The 24,690-nt window shown below is 60.8% G+C and carries 23 protein-coding genes and 1 tRNA gene; 9 read left to right on the top strand and 15 right to left on the bottom strand.

All coding sequences use genetic code 11. The annotated features are described in order from the left end of the window. Window positions 1–73: 73 nt before the first annotated feature. Both argF and ACQKP1_RS02155 read right to left on the bottom strand, forming a co-directional pair. Window positions 74–991, bottom strand: coding sequence for an ornithine carbamoyltransferase (gene argF, locus ACQKP1_RS02160; RefSeq protein WP_427274022.1), 918 nt, complete (start codon window positions 989–991; stop codon window positions 74–76). Window positions 992–1,005: 14 nt separating this feature from the next. Then, the gene (locus ACQKP1_RS02155) at window positions 1,006–2,208 is read right to left on the bottom strand and encodes an aspartate aminotransferase family protein (protein WP_427274021.1); all 1,203 of its coding nucleotides are present in this window, start codon (window positions 2,206–2,208) and stop codon (window positions 1,006–1,008) included. Between the two features lie 437 nt (window positions 2,209–2,645). On the opposite strand from ACQKP1_RS02155, the gene ACQKP1_RS02150 reads away from it, so the two are divergent. Next, window positions 2,646–3,191, top strand: a complete 546-nt coding sequence (locus ACQKP1_RS02150; RefSeq protein WP_427274020.1) for a GcrA family cell cycle regulator — start codon at window positions 2,646–2,648, stop codon at window positions 3,189–3,191. A gap of 127 nt (window positions 3,192–3,318) precedes the next feature. Here the strand turns inward: ACQKP1_RS02150 and phoB are convergent, their stop codons facing one another. The 7 genes from phoB to phoR all read right to left on the bottom strand — a co-directional run bounded on the left by phoB (window position 3,319) and on the right by phoR (window position 10,976). Continuing rightward, window positions 3,319–4,002: a phosphate regulon transcriptional regulator PhoB gene (gene phoB / locus ACQKP1_RS02145; protein WP_006727960.1), complete on the bottom strand. Its 684-nt coding sequence runs from the start codon at window positions 4,000–4,002 to the stop codon at window positions 3,319–3,321. A 25-nt stretch (window positions 4,003–4,027) separates the two neighbouring features. Beyond that, window positions 4,028–4,741, bottom strand: coding sequence for a phosphate signaling complex protein PhoU (phoU, locus tag ACQKP1_RS02140; RefSeq protein ID WP_203019402.1), 714 nt, complete (start codon window positions 4,739–4,741; stop codon window positions 4,028–4,030). A gap of 46 nt (window positions 4,742–4,787) precedes the next feature. After that, window positions 4,788–5,573 carry a phosphate ABC transporter ATP-binding protein PstB gene (pstB, locus tag ACQKP1_RS02135; RefSeq protein WP_246754100.1) on the bottom strand — a complete coding sequence of 262 codons (786 nt, stop codon included), beginning with the start codon at window positions 5,571–5,573 and terminating at the stop codon, window positions 4,788–4,790. 35 nt (window positions 5,574–5,608) lie between these two features. Continuing rightward, window positions 5,609–6,964, bottom strand: a complete 1,356-nt coding sequence (gene pstA / locus ACQKP1_RS02130; RefSeq protein ID WP_427274019.1) for a phosphate ABC transporter permease PstA — start codon at window positions 6,962–6,964, stop codon at window positions 5,609–5,611. Then, on the bottom strand, window positions 6,961–8,421 hold the full coding sequence (pstC, locus tag ACQKP1_RS02125; protein WP_427274018.1) for a phosphate ABC transporter permease subunit PstC: 1,461 nt from the start codon (window positions 8,419–8,421) through the stop codon (window positions 6,961–6,963). Before pstC ends, pstA begins: the two co-directional genes overlap by 4 nt. Window positions 8,422–8,490: 69 nt before the next feature. Further along, complete coding sequence (locus ACQKP1_RS02120) at window positions 8,491–9,531, bottom strand: substrate-binding domain-containing protein (protein ID WP_203019394.1); 1,041 nt, start codon at window positions 9,529–9,531, stop codon at window positions 8,491–8,493. Between the two features lie 188 nt (window positions 9,532–9,719). Further along, complete coding sequence (gene phoR / locus ACQKP1_RS02115; RefSeq protein ID WP_427274017.1) at window positions 9,720–10,976, bottom strand: phosphate regulon sensor histidine kinase PhoR; 1,257 nt, start codon at window positions 10,974–10,976, stop codon at window positions 9,720–9,722. 199 nt (window positions 10,977–11,175) lie between these two features. Here phoR and ppk2 point away from each other — a divergent pair, with 199 nt between their 5' ends. Next, complete coding sequence (gene ppk2 / locus ACQKP1_RS02110; protein ID WP_427274016.1) at window positions 11,176–12,057, top strand: polyphosphate kinase 2; 882 nt, start codon at window positions 11,176–11,178, stop codon at window positions 12,055–12,057. Window positions 12,058–12,104: 47 nt separating this feature from the next. Here ppk2 and ACQKP1_RS02105 read toward each other — a convergent pair whose 3' ends face one another. Beyond that, entirely contained in the window at window positions 12,105–13,286 is a 1,182-nt protein-coding gene (locus ACQKP1_RS02105) for a hypothetical protein (protein ID WP_427274015.1), read from the bottom strand. 260 nt (window positions 13,287–13,546) lie between these two features. Between ACQKP1_RS02105 and ACQKP1_RS02100 the strand changes: the two genes are divergently transcribed. From ACQKP1_RS02100 to ACQKP1_RS02090, 3 genes are all read left to right on the top strand, one after another. Next, complete coding sequence (locus tag ACQKP1_RS02100; protein WP_427274014.1) at window positions 13,547–14,506, top strand: NAD(P)H-dependent flavin oxidoreductase; 960 nt, start codon at window positions 13,547–13,549, stop codon at window positions 14,504–14,506. Window positions 14,507–14,554: 48 nt separating this feature from the next. Continuing rightward, entirely contained in the window at window positions 14,555–15,616 is a 1,062-nt protein-coding gene (locus ACQKP1_RS02095; RefSeq protein ID WP_427274013.1) for a DUF1176 domain-containing protein, read from the top strand. Window positions 15,617–15,741: 125 nt separating this feature from the next. Next, window positions 15,742–15,817: transfer RNA gene (locus ACQKP1_RS02090), tRNA-Thr, on the top strand. Between the two features lie 232 nt (window positions 15,818–16,049). Here the strand turns inward: ACQKP1_RS02090 and ACQKP1_RS02085 are convergent. Next, window positions 16,050–16,445, bottom strand: coding sequence for a PRC-barrel domain-containing protein (locus ACQKP1_RS02085; protein WP_427274012.1), 396 nt, complete (start codon window positions 16,443–16,445; stop codon window positions 16,050–16,052). 229 nt (window positions 16,446–16,674) lie between these two features. On the opposite strand from ACQKP1_RS02085, the gene ACQKP1_RS02080 reads away from it, so the two are divergent. The 3 genes from ACQKP1_RS02080 (at window position 16,675) to ACQKP1_RS02070 (ending at window position 20,832) form a co-directional block, all read left to right on the top strand. Further along, a complete protein-coding gene (locus ACQKP1_RS02080; RefSeq protein ID WP_427274011.1) occupies window positions 16,675–18,381 on the top strand; it encodes a long-chain fatty acid--CoA ligase in 1,707 nt (568 codons plus the stop codon). A gap of 102 nt (window positions 18,382–18,483) precedes the next feature. Continuing rightward, window positions 18,484–20,112: a glucose-6-phosphate isomerase gene (gene pgi / locus ACQKP1_RS02075; RefSeq protein WP_427274010.1), complete on the top strand. Its 1,629-nt coding sequence runs from the start codon at window positions 18,484–18,486 to the stop codon at window positions 20,110–20,112. 276 nt (window positions 20,113–20,388) lie between these two features. Further along, a complete protein-coding gene (locus tag ACQKP1_RS02070; protein WP_427274009.1) occupies window positions 20,389–20,832 on the top strand; it encodes a hypothetical protein in 444 nt (147 codons plus the stop codon). Window positions 20,833–20,990: 158 nt separating this feature from the next. Here ACQKP1_RS02070 and ACQKP1_RS02065 read toward each other — a convergent pair whose 3' ends face one another. The 3 genes from ACQKP1_RS02065 to ACQKP1_RS02055 form a co-directional block, all read right to left on the bottom strand. Continuing rightward, a complete protein-coding gene (locus ACQKP1_RS02065; protein WP_427274008.1) occupies window positions 20,991–21,413 on the bottom strand; it encodes a hypothetical protein in 423 nt (140 codons plus the stop codon). Window positions 21,414–21,559: 146 nt separating this feature from the next. After that, a complete protein-coding gene (locus ACQKP1_RS02060) occupies window positions 21,560–22,486 on the bottom strand; it encodes a carbohydrate kinase family protein (RefSeq protein WP_427274007.1) in 927 nt (308 codons plus the stop codon). 77 nt (window positions 22,487–22,563) lie between these two features. After that, entirely contained in the window at window positions 22,564–23,256 is a 693-nt protein-coding gene (locus ACQKP1_RS02055) for an orotate phosphoribosyltransferase (RefSeq protein ID WP_427274006.1), read from the bottom strand. A 129-nt stretch (window positions 23,257–23,385) separates the two neighbouring features. On the opposite strand from ACQKP1_RS02055, the gene ACQKP1_RS02050 reads away from it, so the two are divergent. Continuing rightward, a complete protein-coding gene (locus tag ACQKP1_RS02050) occupies window positions 23,386–23,541 on the top strand; it encodes a DUF3096 domain-containing protein (RefSeq protein ID WP_427274005.1) in 156 nt (51 codons plus the stop codon). Between the two features lie 67 nt (window positions 23,542–23,608). On the opposite strand, the gene pyrC is transcribed toward ACQKP1_RS02050, so the two are convergent. Next, a complete protein-coding gene (gene pyrC / locus ACQKP1_RS02045; RefSeq protein WP_427274004.1) occupies window positions 23,609–24,646 on the bottom strand; it encodes a dihydroorotase in 1,038 nt (345 codons plus the stop codon). Between the last annotated feature and the right edge of the window lie 44 nt (window positions 24,647–24,690).

Genomic DNA, 24,690 nt, shown 5'->3' with positions numbered 1-24,690 from the left:
CCCGATCAGAAACGGCACAGATGGGATCACCCGTGCCAAAGGTCAAGTCGGGCGCCAAAGCCCCTGCCCGGCCTCAGATCGCGCCGAGGCACCAGGCGAGGATCGACTTCTGCGCATGCAGGCGGTTTTCGGCCTCGTCGAATACCACCGACTGCGCGCCATCGATCACCTCGTCGGTGACTTCTTCGCCGCGATGGGCCGGCAGGCAGTGAAGGAAGAGCGCTTCCTCCTTCGCCTTCTTCATCAGTTCCGCATTCACCTGGAAAGGCTGGAAGACGTTATGGCCACGTGCCTTGTGCTCCTGGTTCATGGACACCCAGGTATCGGTGATCACGGCATCAGCACCCGCGACCGCACGATCTGCGTCATGGCAGAGCATGATCTCGCCGCCATTGTTGCGGGCCCAGTTCAGGATCTTGTCATCGGGCTCGGAGCCGAGTGGCACGGCCATGTTCATCCGGTAGCCGAAACGGGCTGCCCCTTCGACCAGCGAATGCAGGACATTGTTGCCGTCGCCGGTCCAGGCGAGCGTCTTGCCCGTCACGGGGCCACGATGCTCCTCGATGGTCATGATGTCTGCCATGATCTGGCAGGGATGGGTGAGATCTGTCAGCGCATTGATGACCGGAACCGTCGCATGCTCGGCCATCTCCAGGAGACGGGCATGGTCAGTGGTTCGGATCATGATCGCATCGACATAGCGCGACAGAACCTTGGCGGTGTCGCCAATGGTCTCCGCGCGACCGAGCTGCATTTCCGTGCCCGAAAGGAACAAGGTCTCGCCACCGAGCTGGCGCATGCCGACATCGAAGGAAACACGCGTGCGGGTGGACGGCTTCTCAAAAATCATCGCCAGCATCTTGCCGGCGAGCGGCTTGTCGGCGGTGCCGGCCTTGGTCGCCTGCTTGCGGGTCTTCGCGTCCTCAAGAATGCCACGCAGGTCCCCGGCCGTCATGGCGGAGAGATCGAGAAAGTGCTTCGGAGATGCCATGAATGGGTCCTGTCTTAGGCAGATGCTGCGACTGCGGCCTTGGCGCGGATGTGCTCCGCGGCGTGTTCGATACGGGCGAGACCGTCGCGAGCTTCTTCGGCGGTCACCGTCAGCGGCGGCAGGAGACGGATAACATTATCGCCGGCGGGCACGCCGAGCAGATGCTCGTCGCGCATTGCCATCAAGAGTTCGGTATTCGGGATCTTGGCCTTGATGCCGAGCATCAGGCCTTCGCCGCGCACTTCCTCGATCACATCCGGGTAACGATCCTTCAGCGAGGCGAGACCCTGGCGGAAGACGAGGGCTGTATCGCGAACATTGTCGAGGAAACCCTCGCCGAGCACGACATCGAGAACGGCATTTCCGACGGCCATGGCGAGCGGATTGCCGCCATAGGTCGAGCCATGCGTCCCTGGCTTCATGCCATAGGCAGCTTCTTCGGTCGCCAGGCAGGCGCCGAGCGGGAAACCGCCGCCAATACCCTTGGCAACCGCCATGAGGTCGGGCGTGATGCCAGCCCATTCATGGGCAAAGAGCTTTCCAGTCCGACCGACGCCGCACTGGACTTCGTCGAGGATCAACAGCAAGCCGTGTTCGTCGCAGAGGTCGCGCAAGGCGCGCAGCATCTCCACCGGGATCGGACGAATACCGCCCTCGCCCTGCACCGGCTCGACCAGGATCCCAGCCGTTGCGTCGGTGATTGCCGCCTTGACGGCTTCGATGTCGCCAAACGGCACCTGATCGAAACCCGGGGCCTTGGGACCGAAGCCTTCCAGATACTTCTCCTGGCCGCCGGCAGCGATTGTCGCGATGGTGCGGCCGTGGAAGGCGCCTTCCATCGTGATGATGTGGAATTTCTCCGGATGCCCCTTGGCAAAGTGATAGCGACGCGCCGTCTTGATCGCACATTCGAGGGCTTCAGCGCCCGAATTGGTGAAGAAGACACGGTCGGCGAAGGTGACATCGGTCAGACGCTTGGCCAGCACTTCCTGCCCCGGCACCTCATAGAGGTTGGAGAGGTGCCAGACCTTGTCGGCCTGATCCTTCAACGCGCCAACGACATGGGGATGGCCATGGCCGACCGAGGTGACGGCGACACCGGCTGCGAAATCGAGATAGCGTTCACCACTTTCGGTCACGAGCCAGACGCCCTCGCCTCGCTCGAAACGCAGCGGCGCCCGATTGTAGGTCTGGTAGAGCGGCGTAGCTTCGGCCATGGCTGTCACGATCCTTCTCGACAATCCGTCACACGGGACGACGCGGCCTTTTCGAGGCCTTAGAAAATTAAAAATGCCGCCTTGCGGCGGCGCGGGCACTATCGGCATTTCACCCTGCGATGTCAACGAATTCCGCAGGAATCGCAGGAGTAGGCGCGGATTTGGCCGCCTCGCGCCAGAAGGGTGCGCGACAAGATTCCACCTGTTGCATACTTGACTCACTCGGGAAGCAAGTTGGGGAAAACCGGAAAATCGATTCCAGATGATTCCCCCGACTCTTGTCACGGAGTCAGCGTGCCACTAGGTTAAATTTCATTAATAGATTGCATGCGGCGGAAGTGCTCACCGACAGTAACGAGGCGGCTATGTTTCGAATTCGTTCGAAGCAGGGGTGACGGATTCTGCCATGACAGACGCGAGCGGCGGAGAGAATTGGCATGACGACTGCGCAATGGAGTGACGACAGGGTCGAAAGACTGAAACGGCTGTGGGCCGAAGGCCTCAGCGCAAGCCAGATTGCGGCTCAACTCGGTGGCGTGAGCCGAAATGCCGTCATCGGCAAGGTTCACCGCCTCAATCTTCCGGGTCGCGCCAAGGCAGGCGGCAGTTCGTCTGCGGCTCGCCCGGCGAAGCGTCCGGCGCAGACCCAGCGCCCGGCAACCTTCCAGAACCGCCCCGCGGCAGCGACGGCCACGAGAACCGTGCCCCGTGCAGCTGGCGCGACGATGCTGAAGGAAGAGATCGAAGTCGAGGCCTACGAAGAAGTCGAAGTTCGTCGTCCGCTGAACGTGGTCGTACCGATCTCGCGTCGTCTGGCCCTGACGGAACTGACCGAGCGCACCTGCAAGTGGCCGATCGGCGATCCGATGAAGGACGATTTCCACTTCTGCGGCTGCGAAATCGCCGATAGCGCACCTTACTGCACCTATCACGCGAAGCTCGCCTATCAGCCGGTCAGCGAACGCCGAAAGGCCGCCCGCTGATATCAAGCGAAGCTTGGAGTTTGAAACGGGTCCTTCGGGGCCCGTTTTTCGTTACCGCCTGTCGCCCATGAAAAAGGGCCGCAACGGACAATCCGCGCGGCCCTTGATCCCTAGTGCATTCGGATGGTCAGGCTTCCATCGAATAGCCGGCACCGCGGACGGTGCGGATGACATCCTGCATGTTGGAGAAGTTGAGCGCCTTGCGCAGGCGACCGACATGCACGTCGACCGTACGTTCGTCGACATAGATGTCGTGGCCCCAGACACCGTCGAGAAGCTGCGAGCGAGAGAAGACCCGGCCAGGCGACGCCATCAGGAACTCCAGAAGGCGGAACTCGGTCGGCCCGAGACGAACCTCGCGGCTCTTGCGATGCACCCGATGCGTCTCGCGATCAAGCTCGATGTCGCCGCAGCGCAGGACGCTGGACAGGACTTCGGGCTTGGCACGCCGCAACATGGCCTTAACGCGAGCCATCAGTTCCGGGGTAGAGAAGGGCTTGACGACATAGTCGTCGGCACCCGTCGCCAGACCACGCACGCGCTCGCTTTCCTCGCCGCGCGCCGTCAGCATGATGATCGGCAGACGCTCGGTCTCGGGTCGCACGCGCAAACGGCGGCACAGTTCGATGCCGGAGACGCCCGGAAGCATCCAGTCCAGGATCAGGAGATCGGGCACGCGCTCCTGAAGCCGGATCTCGGCTTCGTCGCCCCGCAGGATCGTTTCGACCTCATAACCCTCGGCTTCGAGATTGTAACGCAGGAGGACCGAAAGGGCCTCCTCGTCTTCGACTACGGCAATCTTCGGCTGCATTGATCATCAACCTCGCTGGCCATCGTCACTCGGTGATTGCGCCGACGGAAGAGGTCAGGTCTTCCTTCGGGCGCTCGCCTTCCGGCTGGGCGCCGGTGGCCATGTAGTAGATGGTCTCGGCGATGTTGGTCGCGTGATCGCCGATGCGCTCGATGTTCTTGGCGCAGAACAAGAGATGGGTGCAGCTCGTGATGTTGCGCGGGTCTTCCATCATATAGGTCAGGAGTTCGCGGAAGAGCGAGGTGTAGATCGCATCGATCTCCTCGTCGCGGTCACGGATGGACTTAGCCTTTTCAGCCGAACGGGTCGTGTAGACGTCGAGCACTTCCTTGAGCTGGGCAAGAGCCAGGTCCGAAAGGTGCTCCAGGCCACGAGCGAGCTTGCGCGGAACGCCGGTTGCCTGAACGGCGACGACACGCTTGGAGTTGCTCTTACCGAGGTCACCGACGCGCTCGAGATCGGCCGCGATACGCAGCGCACCGATGATTTCGCGAAGATCCGAGGCGACCGGCTGGCGCTTTGCGATGGTGATGACTGCCTTGTCGCCGATCTCGCGCTCCATGGCATCCATGAGCACGTCGTCGGAGATCACCTTCTGAGCGAGGGCAGCGTCGGAATTGACCAGCGCGCGCACGCTTTCGGCGACCATCTGTTCCGCCAGACCGCCCATTTCGGAGATGCGGCGCATCAGGAACTTCAGTTCCTCGTCGAAGGCCGAGTAGATGTGTGTGGAGCCCATTTGAAACGTCCTTGAAATTGAGTTCAACCGAGGATGGTGCCCGGGCTCAGCCGAAGCGGCCCATGATGTAGTCCTGGGTGCGCTGGTCATCCGGATTGGTGAACATCTTGTCGGTGTCGTTCTCCTCGACCAGATTGCCGAGGTGGAACATGGCGGTGCGCTGGGAAACGCGGGCCGCCTGCTGCATCGAGTGCGTCACGATGACGATGGTGAAATTCTCGCGCAGTTCGTGGATCAGTTCTTCCACCTTGGCGGTGGCGATCGGGTCGAGCGCCGAGCAGGGCTCGTCCATCAGGATGACTTCCGGGCTCACGGCGACCGCTCGCGCGATACACAGACGCTGCTGCTGGCCACCGGAAAGACCTGTACCGGCGGCATCAAGACGGTCCTTGACCTCGTTCCAGAGGCCGGCCTTCTGCAGCGCGGTCGCAACGATCTCGTCCAACTCCGCCTTGTTACGGGCGAGACCATGGATGCGAGGACCGTAAGCCACGTTTTCGTAGATCGACTTCGGGAAGGGGTTCGGCTTCTGGAAGACCATGCCGACCTTGGCGCGGAGCTGCACCGGGTCAACCTTGGTGTCGTAGATGTTTTCGGCATCGATCAGGATGCTTCCCTCGACACGGCAGCTCGCGATCGTATCGTTCATACGGTTGATGCAGCGCAGGAAGGTGGATTTGCCGCAACCCGACGGACCGATAAAGGCAGTAACGGAACGGGGGCGGATGTCGATGTCGACATCCTTGAGGGCGTGCTTGTCACCGTAGAAGACCTGCACGTTGCGGGCGGTGATCTTGGCTTCAGTCATTGTCGGAGCTTTCGTCGTGGTCATCTTGGTCGCGAGATTGTTCATCATCTTGGAACTCCTTACCAGCGACGCTCGAAGCGGCGGCGAAGAATGATTGCGATCAGGTTCATAAGGATCAGAAACACCAGGAGCACGATGATGGCACCGGATGCACGCTCGACGAAGGCTGGGTCACCGCGCTGGGTCCAGTTGTAGACCTGGACCGGCAGGGCCGATGCCGGATCGAAGAAGCCTTCCGGTGGAGCGCCAGGATATTCGCGAACGAAAGCCACCATGCCGATGAGAAGCAGTGGCGCTGTCTCGCCGAGCGCCTGGGCAAGGCCGATGATCGTACCGGTCAAGATACCCGGCATTGCGAGCGGCAGGACATGGTGGAAGATCGACTGCATCTTCGAGGCGCCGACGCCGAGAGCTGCGTCGCGGATCGAGGGCGGTACGGCCTTGAGTGCGGCACGGGTCGCAATAATGATCGTGGGCAGTGTCATCAGCGTCAGAACAAGACCACCGACCACCGGTGCCGATTGCGGCAACCCAGCATAGTTGATGAACACGGCGAGACCGAGGATACCGAAGACGATCGAAGGAACAGCCGCAAGGTTGGCGATGTTGACTTCAATCAGGTCGGTGAACCAGTTCTGCGGCGCGAACTCTTCAAGATAGATCGAGGCAGCAACCCCAAGCGGCAACGACAGGCACAGAACGATCAGCATCATGTAGGCAGAGCCGAGGATTGCGACGCCAAGGCCGGAGGCTTCGGGCCGGGTATCGGAGGCGTCGGGCGCGGTGAAGAAGTTCCAGTTGAACCGGGTCGTCAACACGCCTGCGTCCTTCAGCGCGTCTGCCAGACGCAGCTGCTCGGGCGAGGTGTTCCGGTCGAGCGCCGCGCTCTCCATGGTCACGCGGCCCTTGTAGTAGCCGTCGATGCGGCCAGAGGCCAGCAGGTCGAATGTTACCGTCGTGCCGATGACCTCGGGATTTGCCAGCACATAGTTGCGGAGGCTCGCCGGCGCCTCTTTCGAGATCAGTTCCGCTGCGGCTTTGGCATTCATGCCTTCCGCTGCAATGCCTTTTTCCTGCATGGCTTGCGCCAGGGCCGCTTCGATCAGCGGTACGTAGCCGAAGGTCGAGACCTTGGAAATCTCTGCGCGATCGCGGTTACCGGACTTGTCCAGCTTTGCTGCATCAAGATCGACGTCGAGCGAGATGTAAGTCTGGCGGAAGGACGACAGGCCATTTGACAGGATTGAGGCGAGCAGACCGACAAGCGCCAGAACACCGATGATGACGGCGATCAGTCCCATCATCCGAAAGCGGGCCTCGGCTGCATTGCGGCTGCGCGTGCGAGCATCGGACGTGAGGATCGACTTGGTCTCGGCGGCCTTGTGGGCGGCCTCGAAAGCGGTGATGTCGGTCATTCGTACTGCTCCCGGTACTTGCGCACGATGTAGAGGGCCACGATGTTGAGGCAAAGCGTGATGACGAAAAGCGTGAGACCGAGCGCGAAGGCGACAAGGGTCTCGGGGCTTGCGAATTCGGTGTCACCCGTCAGCTGGCTGACGATCTTGACCGTGACGGTCGTCATGGCCTCGAAGGGGTTGAGGTCGAGCTTTGCCGCGGCACCGGCGCCGAGCACGACGATCATGGTTTCACCGATCGCGCGGCTTGCCGCGAGAAGGATGGCGCCCATGACACCCGGGAGGGCTGCCGGAAGGATGACGCGCTTGATCGTTTCCGATTGCGTGGCACCCAGGCCATAGGAACCGTCGCGCAATGTCTGCGGTACGGCGTTGATAATGTCATCGGACAGCGAGCTGACGAACGGGATGATCATGATGCCCATCACGAGACCCGCCGTCAGCACCGACGAGGACGATGTGCCGAGCCCGAGGGGCTGGGCGAGCCAGTCGCGGATCAGAGGCCCGACCGTCACAAGGGCAAAGAGACCGTAGACGATCGTCGGAATGCCGGCCAGGACCTCGATCGCTGGCTTGGCAAAGCCACGCAGCGTCGGGCTGGCATATTCGGACAGATAGATTGCGATCAGAAGGCCGATGGGGACGGCGACAAGCAGCGCGACGAAGGACACATACATGGTGCCCCAGAGAAGCGGCAGAATGCCGAGCTCCGAGCCACCGCGAAACTGCGGGTTCCAGACCGTTGAGAAGAAGAATTCCGAGGCCGGATACATCTTGAAGAAGTTGATGGTCTCGAAGACCAACGAACCAACGATACCGACCGTCGTTAGAATGGCGATCGTCGAGGAGCCGATCAATAGGGCAGTGACGAAGGTCTCGCTGACATTGCGAGCCCGCATGTCCGGGCGGATCCGGCTCAGAGACCAGAGCCCAAGACCTAGCGCCAGTGCGAGCACGGCAAACGTCATGATCATCGAACCGGTACGCGCTGCCTCGCGATACACCTTTGCGGCTTCGAAAACTTCAACCGGCACGTCGCCTGCCAGCGCGACACCGACTTCGGCAAGCCGTGCTCGCACGGTCGAGACGTCGATTTGACCATCGACAAGGGCGCTTGCGCTTGCATCCTGATTGGCAATCATCGCGTCGAGGCCGCCGGCGATGCGCCGTACATCCGACAGTACAAGGCTGCGTGCGCCGCCCTGCGGGATCACACTATCCGGGATCAAAGCGTCGGCGCGACCTTCGACAATGATCGGCTGCACGAAAAGCCATGCCAGCATCAGCAGGAAGGCAGGGACCGCGGTGAACAGGGCCACCGTCTGACCGTAATAGCCTGAGAGAGAATGAAGTTTGGTACCACTGCTGTCGGCGAGAGAGCGTGCACGGCGTTTGCCGAGGACGAAGCCGATCAACGCGAGCACCGCAAGAATGAGAACGATGATGCCGCCACTCATATGACAATAGTCCCCTGCCAAACAAAAAAGGCCGGCGGCACATCATGCGCCGCCGGCCGATGCATCAGATTAGTTCAGCGGTGCCATCGGCGTGCGGGCCTTGACGGCTTCCTGCGTCTGGGCCAGTTCCGGGTCGGAAACGAGGCCGTAGGCCGCCAGCGGGCCATCCGGGCCGGCCATTTCGTCAGAAACGAAGAACTCTACGTATTCCTGGAGACCCGGGATGACGTCGAGGTGGGCGTTCTTGACGTAGAAGTAGAGCGGACGCGAAACCGGGTACTCGCCCTTGGCGATGGTCTCAACCGAAGGAACAATACCGCCCATGGTGGCTACGCGCAGCTTGTCGGTGTTGTTCTGGTAGAAGGAAAGGCCGAAGACGCCGATGCCGTTCTTGTTGGCGTCGACGCGAGCGAGCGTCTCGGTGTAGTCGCCGTCGATGTCAACGGAGGTGCCGTCGGTGCGCAGAGCCATGCAGCCCTTCTTGCCAGCATCCTTGTCGCCGCCAGCAGCAGCGATCAGGGCTTCGAGCGTGCCGTTTTCTTCGCAGCCAGCTTCAATGACCTTCACATCGAAGACTTCGCGGGTGCCGTGCTTGGTGCCCGGGATGAAGGCGAGGATCGGCTGAGCCGGCAGGTCAGAGCGAATTTCGTTCCAAGCCTTGTAAGGATTGGCAACCAGCTGGCCATCCTTAACGACCTGGGCAGCAAGAGCGTTGTGCCAGTCGGCCGGGGTGAAGGCGTATTCAGGACCGTTGATGTCCGAAGCGAACACGATGCCGTCGTAACCGATGCGAACTTCCTGGATGTCGTTCACGCCATTGGTCTTGCAGAGCTCGATATCGGACTTGCTGATGCGCGAAGAAGAGTTTGCGATGTCGATGGTGTTCTCACCCACGCCTTCGCAGAGCTTCTTGCGGCCGGCGCCAGAGCCGCCGGACTCAACAACCGGGGTGGCGAAATCGGTGTTTTCGCCGAAGGCTTCGGCAACGATGGATGCGTAGGGCAGGACAGTGGAAGAACCAGCAATCTGGATCTGGTCGCGGGCTACAGCAGCGCCGGCGAAGGCCACGGTGGCCGCCAAGGCAGCTGCGGAAAGTTTCAGAGCGTTCATGATCATCTCCCGGTGAGGGCTTGTGTGTCTTTGCGGCCGTTGCGGCGTCTCCCAAGCAGCGGCGACTGCGTTCTTAGCGGCTCTAGCCTCACGCTTTTATGTCAGTTCGATGAAACATTTGTGACAGAAATAGACTTTATATTACAATTACTTATCCTGAATGCCCCGCAGCAGAATAGCGTTTTATGTCAAAACCGGACGGTGAATACGCTTCCCTCGCCAAGCTCGGACCTCACGATCAGACGCGCACGATGGCGGGTGAGGATATGCTTGACGATCGCAAGGCCGAGCCCGGTCCCCTTTTTTGAACGGCTATCCTCGACATTGACGCGGTAAAATCGTTCTGTCAGGCGCGGCACATGCTCTGCTGGAATGCCGGGACCATGGTCGCGGACGCTGACTTCCGTCGCACCGCCAGCATCGCGCCGGAGCGCAACCTCCACGACTTCCCCGTCTTGACCATATTTGCAGGCGTTTTCGATCAGGTTTTCGAAGACCTCGACGAGTTCGTCGCGCTCGCCCAAGACTTCGATCTTCTCCTCGGGGAGGTCTAGGCGGATCTCGACGCCGAGCTCGGCTGCCAGCGGAGCGAGACTGTCTCTGACATGACCGAGGATCGGCGCAAGCTCCACTCTCTGGTCTGGCGCGACATGAGCCTTGAGTTCCAGCCGGGAGAGGGACAGGAGATCGTCCACCAGGCGGCTCATACGGTTAGCCTGATCCAGCATGATGGCGAGAAACCGGTCCTTGGCCTTCGCATCGTCGCGGGCGGGCCCCTGCATGGTTTCGATAAACCCGCGAAGCGATGCGAGCGGCGTTCGCAATTCGTGACTGGCATTAGCAACGAAGTCGCTGCGCATGCGATCTAGTCGACGTAGCTCCGAGATATCCTTGAACGACAGAAGGAAATAGGATGCGCCAGCCGCCTTGTCGGCATCGATCGGCGCGACCCGCACCACATAGACCCGTTCGGAAGGGTGACGCTCCGAATGCTCGATCTGGTTGGGCTGAGCGGTTTCGGTCGTCTCCCGGATCATGTCAAGAATACCAGGGGAGCGCCAGCGGGTAGAGACATGCAGGCCGACGACGAGCTCGCCGAAAACCTTCTGCGCCGCCTGGTTCTGGGCAATCAACTCGGCCTCGGGACTGAGGACGAAGATCGGCATGTCGAGACCGTCGAGCGATGCAAGGATAAGGGGAAGCGGATCAGCCGGCGGATCCGGCTCCGTGTTGGTTAGCGTCGGCGCGGCCGGCATATCGTCTTCGGGCAGTTGCCGGAAGACCACGAGCAGAAACAGCAGAACGAACAGGGTAATTGCATAGCCTGTGGCGGCGCCCGTTGCCCAGGCACTCACAGCGAGGATGGCGGCAGCGAGAATGTATACCCAAGCGGACAGAAGCTGTCGAAGATCTTTGCGCCAACCACCAACCTTATCGTCCTGCATGCGCGCTCATTCTCCACCTCGACCTCATTCAAGCCTGATAGTCGCGATTCATGACAGAAGTTACACTGCCACACCATCGCCTCCCAGGCCTTTTCCCGAGGCATCGTCGGCTCACAAGAGGGAACCGAGATGCTTGAACTTCATTTCGGCTTGGGCTCAAGTAAGAACATCTGAAACTGACAAGGCAAAGGGAGCTGGGATGGACGCGCAAACAGAAAGCAGGGCGGTAACCCTGTCGGTTGGTGGAACCCCGAAGGTCTTCGACATCGATCTGCCGGATCTGCCAGACTGGATCGAAGACAAGGCGCTGAAGTCCGGTGGCTTTCCCTATGACAAAAAGCTCTCTGAGAAGGACTATGTGAAAGAACTCACCCAGCTGCAAATAGAGCTGGTGAAGGTGCAGTTCTGGATGCAGAAGACCGGCGAACGCGTCATGGCCCTGTTCGAAGGCCGGGATGCCGCGGGCAAGGGCGGCGCCATCCATGCCACACTTTCCTATATGAACCCCCGCTCTGCCCGTGTGGTCGCCTTGACCAAGCCGACGGAAACCGAGCGCGGTCAATGGTATTTCCAGCGTTATATCTCGCACTTCCCGACTGCCGGCGAATTCGTTCTGTTCGACCGCTCCTGGTACAACCGTGCCGGCGTCGAGCCGGTCATGGGCTTCTGCACGCCCGACCAATACGAGAGTTTTCTCGAGCAGGTACCGCGCTTCGAGAAATTGATCGAACGGGAAGGCATCCGCTTCTTCAAGTTCTGGCTGGATACAGGCCAGGAAATGCAGCTGAAGCGCTTCCACGACCGCCGGCACGATCCCCTGAAGTGCTGGAAACTCTCTCCGATGGATATCGCGGCCTTGAACAAGTGGGACGACTACACGAAAAAGCGCGACCGAATGCTGAAGGAAACCCACACCGAGCGCGCGCCGTGGACGGTGCTGCATGCCAATGACAAACGCCGCGCGCGGTTAAACCTGATCCGCCACATGCTTCTTTCGCTCGATTACGAGGGCAAGGATATCGAGAAGATCGGCAAGCTCGACAAGAAGATCATCGGCAGCGGCCCCGACTTCCTGAAGTGACCTTTTTGGGGGGCCGTCGCCCTCTCCCCATCACGCCTGCGCGACCGTCACTGGCCGGGCAGCACGCGGATCGCGTAAAGGTTCACGCCGCGTCCGGTGCCTGCGAGATCCGCATTGATCAGGAGGCGTCCCGGGGTGGACGGCGCCATGCCGTTGTCGAAGGAAACACGGAACAGAGCATCTAGCTTTTGCGGGTTGACAGTGAAGCGGTGGCGCGGACAGTCGCCCATGCGCGGGAAATCACATTCGACGGAGATCTGCACAGGCTCGTCATCCATCGACTGCACGGTGAGCGCAATCGTCGAAGTGCGACCTGCCATTTCGCGCAAGACCTCTGTCGGGACCGTCACCTCGATCACGCCAGCCTCGTCACCGCTGCGCGATACAATCTGCGCGGCACTGCCGTCGCTGGCCGTGACAATATCGACGAGCGCATTTGCGCGGGGGCGAAGCGCCGAGACCTGTTGCGGCGCAAAGACCTCGATCCAGTCATCCGAAAAGCCACCGCGTGCATCGAGCGCCTGCGGCCCGGCAGGCTCTGTTGGGGAAGTCGCCTCAGGTGCGCCGGTAAAGTCTTCGGCTTCGGCGCGCGGCGGCGGATTGGGTACCGAGGTGTCACGCTCGGCCTCCGTTAGCAGCAACCCGGAAGAGTAGATCCACCATGCGCCGATCCCGAGTGTCGCCACGAAAATCGACATGATGGTCAGTCGCGCCACAATCCCGCGGCGCCGACGCGGTGCCCGCAGGGGACGCTCGGACCGCATGTCCGGCATCGGTCCTTCCTCATCGGCATGCGCGTCAACGGACGCCCTCGCCGCGATCTCGGGCTGCTCGTCGAAAGAAGGCTCGCGATAGCCTGTTTGGGCGCCAAGCGGCGGATCACCCGCGTCGAAGCCGGGCTCGACACGACCGGGGCGCCGGTCTGGCGGCGTGGTTGCCATTGGCTCGGCAGGCCGCATTGGAGGCGGAGGCACAGGCGCAGTCGGCGGTGGAGCAGCCGATTCCAGACGCGCCTCTAGGCGGGCGCGCTCTTCGAGCTCGATCGAATGGATGAGCGCCTCCAGTCGGCGGCGCTGATAGTTTATGGATTCGGGGTCGTCGATGTTCTGCTTGCGCAGGCCCGTTTCGAGCGCCTGGCGGGCAGACTGATACACCCGGGCACGGGCCTCCGCATTCGAACGGTCAGCGCGCTCCAGGGCCTTCCTGATGGCCGTTTCCAATCCACTCATTGGCCGCCATACTCCTTCGGGGATCGCCCCTGCCACATCGCAATCATAGTTTCGATTCGGTAAACTCTGGATATTTCAAGCACAAGCCCGGAAAACCCGTATGGCGCCGAATAAACACAGGAATGAGGCTGCGCAGCCAATGTCAACATTTGCGGCATCAGACGCTTGCATCACTGTCGAACATAGGACCCGCTTTCCTCGCCGCCCATGTTCTGCTATTTGACGTTTGCGTAAACGTAAACTTCCTGGGAGGTGAAGTGATGGCCCTGCCGCCGATCCTGAAAGACAATCTGAGGCTCCCCGTCGTCGCCTCGCCGCTCTTCATCATATCGCATCCGAAACTGACGCTCGCCCAATGCAAGGCGGGGATCGTCGGCTCATTCCCGGCACTGAATGCCCGGCCGGAGGCGCAACTCGATGAATGGCTGGCAGAAATCACCGAGGAACTCGCAGCGCACAACGCGAAGAACCCAGATCGTCCGGCCGCACCCTTCGCGGTCAACCAGATCGTGCACATGTCGAACAAGCGGCTCGAGCATGACCTGATGATGTGCGTGAAATACAAGGTACCGATCGTCATTTCCTCGCTCGGCGCCGTGCCGGAGGTCAATGCCGCCGTGCATTCCTATGGCGGCATCGTGCTGCATGACGTGATCAACAACCGGCACGCCAATTCGGCGATCCGTAAGGGCGCTGACGGGCTTATCGCTGTGGCGACCGGTGCGGGCGGCCATGCCGGCACGCTCTCGCCTTTTGCCCTTGTCCAGGAAATCCGGGAATGGTTCGACGGGCCACTTTTGCTCGCCGGCGCGATTGCCAATGGCGGTGCGGTGCTCGCTGCCAAGGCGATGGGCGCCGACATGGCCTATATCGGCTCGCCATTCATCGCGACCGAAGAGGCGCGTGCGTCCGCCGAATACAAGCAGGCGATTGTCGACGCCCACGCCAACGACATTGTCTACTCCAACTATTTCACCGGCATTCACGGCAATTATCTGAAGCCGTCGATCGTTGCTGCTGGCATGGATCCGGACAATCTGCCGGTCGCCGATCCCTCGAAGATGGATTTCGACAAGGCTACCACCGGGGCTAAAGCCTGGAAGGATATCTGGGGCTGCGGCCAGGGCATAGGCGCGGTGAAGTCCGTCGAACCGGTCGCGGCCGTGGTCGATCGGCTGGAGCGCGAATATATCGGCGCAAAAAAGGCGATTTGCGGCTGAGACTGCCGCTGATAGCGTCCCCGCAACACTGATTTGCGGGGACCCGACATGCGTCTATCCACCTTGAGCCTAACGCTTGCCGCTCTGGCCGGCAGCGCCTTTGCCGTCAACGCTGCCGACGGCGCCTATAAGGAGTTCAAATCCTGGCAGGTGAGCTGCTCGCAGACACTGTCCTGCAGTATGCGCCAGTTCATCTCAGACAGCCCCGTCTCAGGTTTCGAACTGCAGCGCAGCGGCTTGCCGGAAGCGCCCGTCGCGCTTTTGATCTCCCCGTCCGAGAGCGCGCTTCTCGAGGGCGAGGATGAGATTGCCGTTGCGATTTCGGTCGATGGCGGGGCGCCGGTGAGCTTCCAGAACGCCGACATCGCTGTTGACGCGAATACCGCCGCGCTCTCGCTGTCCGGCGACGTCATCAGCAACGGCCTGATCGACAGCCTGAAGAATGGCACCACGGCGAAGATCACCATCTCCCGCGGTCAAATGACCGCGGCAGGCGAGATCCCGCTGGCTGGCGCTGCCGCAAGCCTGCTGTTCATTGACGAGTTCCAGAAACGTGTCGGTCACGTCGATGCCATGAGCGCCAAGGGCGATAAGGCCCCAAATCCGCCGCCGCCAGTCTCGGACATCCGCCGCTTCGCGGACTTTCCGGAAGCCGTGCGGGCCCGCTTCGCCGAAGGGGGCGAATGCGCGGAAACGGAAGAAGCCATGCTCGACGGTAACGCGCTTGCCCACAAACTTGCCGAGGAGCAGACACTTTATGTAACGCCCTGCGGCATGGGCGGCGCCTACAATTTTCCCTATGCCGTCTTCGTGGAAGTCTATGGCACGGTCTCGGCGCTGCCTTTCCCGACGATGCAGGAGGGCGCACCGAGTGCCGTCACCAGCGCCTTCAATCTGAGTTATGATTACGAAGCGAAGGCCCTCTCCGCCTTTTTCAAGGGACGCGGCGTGGGCGATTGCGGGACCTACAACGAATGGAAATTCGCAAAAGGCGCAATGGGCCCGCAACTCGTGCTCGTTGAGGAAGCGTCCAGGGACTGCCCGTCCGAAATCGACGAAAACGAGGCCATTGATCCTGCGAACTGGCCGAAGTCGTGGCCGCTCCAATAATCGGCAGCCAAACAAGGCGGCTGCGGAATTTTTCCGCCGCCGCCGAAATGCGTCTTGAAATCAGCAGGCAATCCCTGTATCAGCCCCCTCACCAAACGCGACGGGTTTCTCCCGCTCCAGCGCTGGCCGCTTTAGCTCAGGTGGTAGAGCACATCATTCGTAATGATGGGGTCGCAGGTTCGAGTCCTGCAAGCGGCACCATTTCCCGAAATATTGTGAAGCCATTCCCTTCCCCGCAGAGACATTCTGTGCCATGAGCGCCGTCGGGCGCGAGTGCCGTAAACTTTAGTACGGGCTCGGGCGGGTTGATTGACGTCTCTCCTGCTGCAGCGCGATTACGCTGCCGTCCACTTTGCCCAATACCACCGATCCGAACGCCAAAAAGGGCCCCGAGTTACGAGGCCCTTCCATGGTCGGTTGGGGATCGTTCGGATCAGATCCAATATGGCGGAACGCCATAGTAGTCGTAGACCGAACGGCCATTGTTGCGATACCATTCGTTGCTGTCGTCAGTGGCGCGCGGGGCACCTTCGACTTGCTCCTTGGTAAGATCGATGCGATAGCCATCAAGGCTCTCGTCATAGGTCAGCTTTTCCCAGGGGAGCGGATAGTAGTCGTCGCCGATGCCCCAGAAGCCGCCGAAACCCAGAACCGCATAAGCGACACGGCCACCCTTCTTTTCGAGAATGAGGCGTTGAATGGAGCCGATGCGGTCGCCATCGCGGCCATAGACGGCTGTGCCTTCGACCTTGTCGCTGGCGATCAGGCTCGGAGTATCCTTGACGTAAGGATCCTGGCCGGCGGCGGTGTTACGGTTTTCCTGCAACATGGGAAGTCCTCCTTCTTTGTTGTCGATGAAGAGGTAACGGACTCCCCAGCCCATGGTTCCTCACAAACGACTTGCAAAGCCGGGCGACGCAATGTTGACGTTTACGTCAAGGTTATATAGCCTTCCCACACTTGCACTGCCGGTGCGAAAGCATAAGCTTTCGGGGCCTGAGGAGGAACCAGTCCCGAATGGGCGTGCCTGGCAGACCAATGATTTTCGGGAGGATTACATGACGGAAACCCTGAGCCGCCTCAGCGGCCGCGCCGCAGAAAAAATCTGGGTCAACTCCTATCCGGCATCGGTTCCGGCCGAGATCGCACCGCATGCGCATTCTTCGCTCGGGGCGCTTTTCGAAGCGAGCTGCGCGAAATTTGCCGATCGCCTCGCCTTCTCCAGCATGGGCCGCGGCATGACCTTCCGCGAACTGGAACAGCAATCCCGCAAGGTCGGGGCCTGGCTGCAGTCGAAGGGCCTCGTGAAGGGCGACCGCGTTGCCGTCATGACGCCGAACATCCTGCAGAACCCCGTTACCGTATATGGCATCCTGCGTGCTGGCATGACAGTGGTGAACGTCAACCCGCTCTATACGCCTCGTGAACTCGAGCACCAGCTCAAGGATTCCGGCGCCAAGGCAATCATCGTTCTGGAAAACTTTGCCCATACGGTCGAGCAGGTCGTGGCGCATACCGACGTCAAGCATGTCGTGGTCTGCACCATGGGCGACATGCTGGGTTTGAAGGGCCATATCGTCAATCTCGTCGTCCGCAAGGTGAAGAAGCTGGTCCCGGCCTGGTCGATCCCTGGTCACACGGGCTTCAAGGCGATGCTGGCCAAAGGCGAGAAACTTGCGCTGAAGCCTGTCGACGTGGTGTCCAGCGATGTCGCCTTCCTGCAGTATACCGGCGGCACAACCGGCGTTTCCAAGGGCGCGACGCTCACCCATGCCAACTTGCTCGCCAACAAGCAGCAGATCGCGCTGTGGCTCGAAGCTGCATTCGCAGGACAAGGTCGTCCCGATGTCCTGAATTTTGTCTGCGCGCTGCCGCTCTACCATATCTTCGCACTCACGGTGAATTCGCTGATGGGCGTGGCGCTTGGCGGCCACAACCTGCTGATCGCCAATCCGCGCGACATCCCGGCCTTCATCAAGGAGCTGCAGAGCTTCAAGGCGCATGTCTTCCCGGGCCTCAACACGCTGTTCAACGCGATGATGAACAACCCGGAATTCAAGAAGATCGACTTCTCTTCGCTGATGCTGGTGCTCGGCGGCGGCATGGCCATCCAGCGTCCGGTTGCCGAACGCTGGCTCGAGATGACCGGCCGTCCGATCACCGAAGGCTACGGCCTCTCGGAGACATCGCCGGTCGCGACCGTTAACCGCCTGGATGCGCGCGAATTCACCGGCATGATCGGCCTGCCGCTGCCTTCGACCGACATCGAAATCCGCGACGAGGACGGCGCTACATTGGCGATCGGCGAAGTGGGCGAGATCTGCATTCGCGGCCCACAGGTCATGGCCGGTTATTGGCAGCGTCCGGAAGAAACCGCCAAGGTCATGAGCGACGACGGCTTCTTCCGCTCCGGCGATATGGGCCTGATGGATGAGCGCGGCTATGTGAAGATCGTCGACCGCAAGAAGGACATGATCCTCGTCTCCGGCTTCAACGTCTATCCGAACGAGATCGAGGAAGTCGCTGTCATGCATGCCGGCGTGCTCGAATGTGCCGCCGTCGGCGTGCCGGACGAGCATTCGGGTGAGGCGGTGAAGCTCTTTGTCGTCAAGAAGGACGAGAACCTCACCATCGACGAGCTGAAGGCGCATTGCGCTGCCAACCTCACCAATTACAAGCGGCCGCGCTATATCGAATTCCGCACCGAACTGCCGAAAACCAATGTCGGCAAGATCCTAAGGCGAGAGCTGCGCGACGGGAAATAAATCGATTTAAATTTGGGGAGGCTCTAGCCTCCCCTTCGTCTTGATCCCGTCTCAAGTCGCTAATAAGGTCCCCGACATCATCGTCGAACCAGGGACATTCCGATGCAATCCATCATCGACACGCTGACGAGCACGGTCGCCGCCACCCATGCCGAAGACCTGCGCGCCGCCTTTGCCGCAGATCCGCAGCGCTTCAGCCGGTTTTCCGCTTCGCTCGATGACCTGTTGATGGATTATTCCAAATGCGCCGTGAATGACGACGTGCTCGAACAGCTCGAGCAGTTGCTGACGGCGGCCGGCGTTGAAGAAAAGCGCGACGAGATGTTCTCGGGCGCGCCGATCAACTTCACCGAAGGTCGCGCCGTTCTCCATACCGCGCTTCGCAACCGCTCGAACCGTCCTGTCATGGTCGATGGGCGCGACGTCATGCCTGACGTAAACGGCGTTCTTGAGGCCATGGGCAAGTTCGCTGACGGCATCCGCTCCGGCGAGATGAAGGGCGCCACCGGCAAGGCGATATCAGATGTCGTGAATATCGGCATTGGAGGCTCGGATCTCGGCCCTGTCATGGCGACGCTTGCGCTCTCGCCCTTCCATGACGGACCGCGGCTGCACTTCGTTTCCAACATCGACGGCGCCCATATCGCCGACACGCTGAAGACGCTTACACCCGAGACCACCCTTTTCATCGTCGCCTCGAAGACCTTCACCACCATCGAGACGATGACCAACGCCCAGACGGCGCGTGCCTTCATTGCCAGTGCGCTCGGCGAAGCCGCTGTCGGCCACCACTTCTGCGCGGTGTCCACCGCGCTCGACAAGGTCGCGGCCTTCGGCATCGATCCGGCCCGCGTCTTCGGTTTCTGGGACTGGGTCGGCGGTCGTTATTCGATCTGGTCGGCCATCGGCCTGCCGCTGATGATCGCCATCGGGCCTGACAATTTCGGCGATTTCCTAGCAGGCGGCCATGCGATGGACGAGCATTTCCGCAACGCTCCCTTCCGTGCGAACCTGCCGATGCTGCTCGGCGCGCTCGGCGTCTATCACCGCAATGTTCTCGGCTACCAGACGCGCGCAATCCTGCCCTATGACCAGCGTCTCTCGCGCTTTCCGGCCTATCTGCAGCAGCTCGATATGGAATCGAACGGCAAGAGCGTGACGATCGACGGCAAGCCAGTCCACGGTGCGTCGGGTCCGGTCGTCTGGGGCGAGCCTGGCACGAATGGCCAGCACGCCTTCTACCAGCTGATCCATCAGGGCACGAGCGTCATCCCGGCCGAGTTCCTGATCGCAGCCAACGGCTTCGAGCCGGAGCTCCGCCACCAGCACGAACTGCTGATCGCCAATTGCCTCGCGCAGTCGGAAGCGTTGATGAAGGGCCGCACGCTGGCTGAAGCCAAGAGCCAGCTGACCGCCAAGGGCGTCTCCGATGAAGAGGCCGATTTCCTCGCGCCGCACCGCGTCTTCTCCGGCAACCGCCCGTCGATCACCTTCGTCTATGAGCAGCTGACCCCCTTCACGCTCGGCCGCCTCATCGCGCTCTACGAACACCGCGTCTTCGTCGAAGGCGTCGTCTTCCGCATCAATTCTTTCGACCAGTGGGGCGTGGAGCTTGGCAAGGAACTGGCGACGGGGCTGTTGCCGGTGGTGCAGGGTAAGGTCGCAGCGACCGGGCATGACAGCTCGACGGCGGGGTTGGTCTCGGCGCTGGCGGAACGGAAGATGGGGTGAGTCGCGAGTACTCCCATCTGATGCGGCATCTGGAAGTTTTAACGATTCGCTGCTAGGTTGCGAACTCAATCACTGTTCGCGGCTATTGCATGAGGCTTTGGCGCTGGTGCTCGGACCGTCCATGATCTGGATGTATCGAGCTAGCGAGAGAATCCCATGACAATAGTCCCCTCCACAAATTTGGCGGCTCTTCTGATCCTCCAGCAGACAGGCCCCATCCAAACGAGCCGGCAGCAAGCCGCTGGTTCCGACGACTTGCTGGCGGTCGCAAATGGCATGACAAAGCAGGTCAGCAGCGATCAGCAGCCGACGCGGGCGCAGGCAAACGTTTCGGAATCCCTCTTCAGCGTGAACCATGTCAGCATCAACAAGCTGAAAATGGATCTGATCGACCGCACCGGCAAAGCCCTCGGCGTCGACCAAGCGGACTATGCCTCGAGAAAAGACTTCGTCGATGCCATGCAGAAAGCGCTCGGGAAACTGAAGATGGAAGGCGGAGATGACGCTGTCCGGGGCCTGGAGAAGGAACTCGGCCTCGACAAACTCGGCGTGTCCATTCAGGATGTGATTGACAGCGCCAAGGATCCCGAGGCGAACGATAAGCTGACCAAGGCCCTGGAGAAGCAGGCCAACATCAATCACGGACTCGACGAGGTCGCATCACAGCGTTTTCTGATCCAGTTTGACGAGGCTGGAACCTACGGTCCGACAACTGTCTGACCACGTTAGCAGGCACTCCGCGAAACCTCCTTCAGCGCTTGCAAACCTTCCGGGGACGCCTGCCTGCTGACTTCAAGGTTGATCGGGACGAGGCAAATGGCCGGTACGATCGTCAATCCGGTTCGCCAGCCCTGAGCGCTACCTGGATTGCAGCTGGCTTACTGCCTTCCGAGCATTCTATCCAATGCAGTCTGCAACCTATCGGCCGATGCATAGTCGAAATGCGCCTGGTAAAACTCGACGCCCTGCCGCGCCTTCTCGGTGAAGTCGATGCGCGAGTTGTCGGTCGCCATATCCACAGACTCGCCGGTCTCCGCAGAGATCTTCAACGTCATGCCGAGGAAAGGCGAGCTTTCATCGAAGGACATCTCGCCACTCCGAAGCTGCTCGTTCATCCAGTCAAACAGTTCCTGTCGGGTCATGCTGGTGAAATCGAGTGGCTCGCTCTCGGCGCTGTCGTCTGCGGCTTTGCGCGTGTCCGCAGCTTTCGCAGATAGCAGCGCTTCGAATTCCTGCGTATCCGCACCCGCCAGTTTTCGTGGCTCCGAGAATTGATAGCTCGCGGCTGTATCGACTTTCATGATTGCACTCCCTTCTGCGCGCAGATGGTTGCAATCAGAACTTGCGTCAAGCTTTACCGACGGAAGGACTGCTGCAGCTCAGCTGCGTCACCGGGAGTGCGGCGACCGTAAACCTACCTCGACAGAACAACTCTTGCGGCCGCGCCTCAGAATCCGATCTCGGCTGCCGTCGGCGGGTTGGCCCCTGCCCGCGATACAGTTACGGCAGCCGCCTTCGCACCCACAGTCAGCGCGTCGCGTACCGCCTCTTCCGAGAGCGTTGCGACCTTTTCCTTGGTCAGCAGACCCTGGCGCTTGAGCGAAGCGAGGATACCCGCATCAAACGTATCGCCGGCGCCGACAGTATCGACCACCTCGACCTTGTTCGAAGGCACCGAGACCTTGAAGTTTGCAGTATAGCCCGTCGCGCCCTCCGCGCCCTTGGTCAGCACCACGAGCTTGGCGCCGCGCGTCAGCCAATAGGCGGCGCGTTCGTCCTGGCTGCCCTGGAGATCGAACCAATCGAGGTCCTCGTCCGAGAATTTCAGGATGTCGGACATATCGGCCATGCGGGCAATGCGCGCCTGATGAGCCGCCTTGTCCTTGATGAAGCCGGGGCGGATGTTCGGGTCGAGCGAGATCACGCGGGTCTTGTGCTCGCGGGTCATCAGCGCCTCATAGGTCGAGCCGCAGGGTTCCGGGATCAGGCTGATCGCGCCGAAATGCAGGGCCTCGCAGCTGTCATCGAGCTTGGGCAGATCGGCTTCGGTAATCATCCGGCCTGCCGTGTTTTCGTCGTAGAAGGCATAGGATGCTTGGCCGTTGGTCAGCTTGACAAGGGCGATGGTGCAGGGTCGCGAGAGCGTGGCGCAATAGCTGAAATCGACGCCCGAAGATTTCAGCGTGTCGCGCAGGATATCGCCCAGCATGTCATCGGACAGGCCGGTGAAGAAGCCGGTGTCGATGCCGAGGCGACCCAGGGCAATCGCCGTGTTGAAGATCGCGCCGCCGGCATAGGGCGCAAAGGCGCGCTCGCCGAGCGTGGTTTCGCGTGGCAACATATCGATCAGCGCTTCGCCGCAACACAGGATCATCTCGACCTCCCAGTTTTCTGTTTCAATCGATTTAAACCAAGTCGCACTGTATTTCCAGTGCGAGTGTGAGCATTTGCTCAGGCGAGCGACGAAACCCCGCCATTGCGGCCGGACCATTCGAGCGGGGCATCGAGGAAGGCCTCGACTTCCGACAGGGTCTTCTCGTCAAACAGCTTCTGGTCGCGGGCGACGGCCAGGACATTGCGCCAGGTGGCGATGTAGTGGAGCTTGACCTTGCCGTCGTCGAAACGCTGCTCGGCCTCCGGGAAGATGCCATAGAAGAAGAGCGCGATGCCATGGTCGACGACGCCGCCAGCAGCCCTGATGGCATCGATGAACTTGAACATGCTGCCGCCCGCCGTCGTCAGGTCCTCGATGACGAGAACGCGCGCCCCTTCCGGCATATGGCCCTCGATCTGTGCGTTGCGGCCATGGCCCTTGGGAGCCTTGCGGACGTAGATCATCGGCAGGCCGAGACGATCGGCAAGCAGGGCTGCGAAGGGGATGCCCGCCGTCTCGCCGCCGGCGATGCAGTCGAACTGCTCGAAGCCGGCATTGCGCATGAGCGTCGCTGCGGCAAAATCCATGACGGTTGAGCGCACGCGCGGATAGGAGAGGAGCTTGCGGCAATCGATATAGACGGGGCTCCGCATACCCGAGGAAAGCTTGTAGGGCTCGGCCGCATTGAAATGCACCGCCTTGATCTCCCACAGCATCTTCGCCACGAGTTCTGCCATGACGGCCGGGTCGGTGAAGGGGGTCTGGATCATCGGGCGCTCCTGTCTGTCTTGTTGCTTCGGCAATAGCAGCTAGCCGGGCGACCCGCCAGATGGGCGTGGCATGGAACAATCGGCCTCGACAGATCTTTACGGCTCACCATCCACGAAGGACAGATATCCATGGACAACACGCTCGTCATCCAGCCGCTCGTCGCCCTCATCGCCGGCATTCTGATACTCATCATGCCGCGCCTTTTGAATTATGTGGTCGCGCTCTATCTTATCGTGATCGGCGTGCTTGGCCTCTGGCCGCAGCTTGGCTCGCTCGGAGCCTGACGCAGGTTGTTTCAACCTACCCCACACATGAACAAATGCCTCGCTTTATCAGCGAGGCATTTTTGGTTCAGGCGACGTCCCAGTGCAGCGGGAATTTTGGATTGAAGACCGTCACCGACCCGGCGCCCGTGAAGATCTTGCCCGGAAACTCGACCGGCTCATGGCGCTTGACGAGGGTGATGGTCTCCTCGTTTGCGGGCAGGCCATACCAGGCCGGCCCGTTCAACGAGGTAAAGGCCTCGAGCTTGTCCAGCGCGTTCTCCTGTTCGAAAACATGGGCGAGGCAGCTCATGGTATTGATCGAGGTGTAGATGCCGGCACAGCCGCAGGCGCATTCTTTCAACGGATCGACATGCGGCGCGCTGTCGGTACCGAGGAAGAACCTCGCATCGCCAGAGACAGCCGCCTTGCGGAGTGCCTGGCGATGGTTCTCGCGCTTGGCGACCGGCAGGCAGTAATAATGCGGCTGGATGCCGCCGACGAGAATGTCGTTGCGGTTGATGATCAGGTGATGCGTGGTGATCGAGCCGGCGAGATTGCGATCGGCCGATCGGATATACTGGATACCGTCCTCAGTGGTCACATGCTCCATCGTGACCTTCAGTTCCGGCAGGCGCTTGCGGAGCGGCTCGAGAACCGTGTCGATAAAGACCTTTTCACGGTCGAAGATGTCGACTTCGGGCGTCGTTACCTCGCCGTGAACGCAGAGGGGAAGCCCAACCTTGGCCATGCGCTCGAGCACCGGCATGGCCTTTTCCATGTCGCGCACACCGCCATGAGAGTTCGTCGTCGCACCTGCGGGATAGAGCTTCACCGCCGTGATCAGGCCCGAGCGCTTGCCCTCCTCCACGTCATCAGGATTGGTGTGTTCCGTGAGATAGAGCGTCATCAATGGCTCAAAGCGATCGCCCTCAGGCACCGCCTTCAGGATCCGCTCGCGATAGGCACGCGCGTCATCGGTCGTCACCACCGGCGGCACGAGATTCGGCATGATGATCGCACGGGCGAAGTGCCGGCTGGTGTCGCCGATCACGCCTTCCAGCATGGCGCCGTCACGCAGATGCAGATGCCAATCGTCGGGGCGGCGGATGGTGAGAGATGACATGGGGCGAGCCTCCGGCTTGACGAGAACTCGCCGCCCTTAGCATG

This window comes from Allorhizobium sp. NPDC080224 (genome assembly GCF_050281005.1).
Lineage (GTDB): Bacteria > Pseudomonadota > Alphaproteobacteria > Rhizobiales > Rhizobiaceae > Allorhizobium.
The sequence above is the reverse complement of the archived record's forward strand: the minus strand, read 5'-3'. Positions and strand labels throughout refer to the sequence as shown.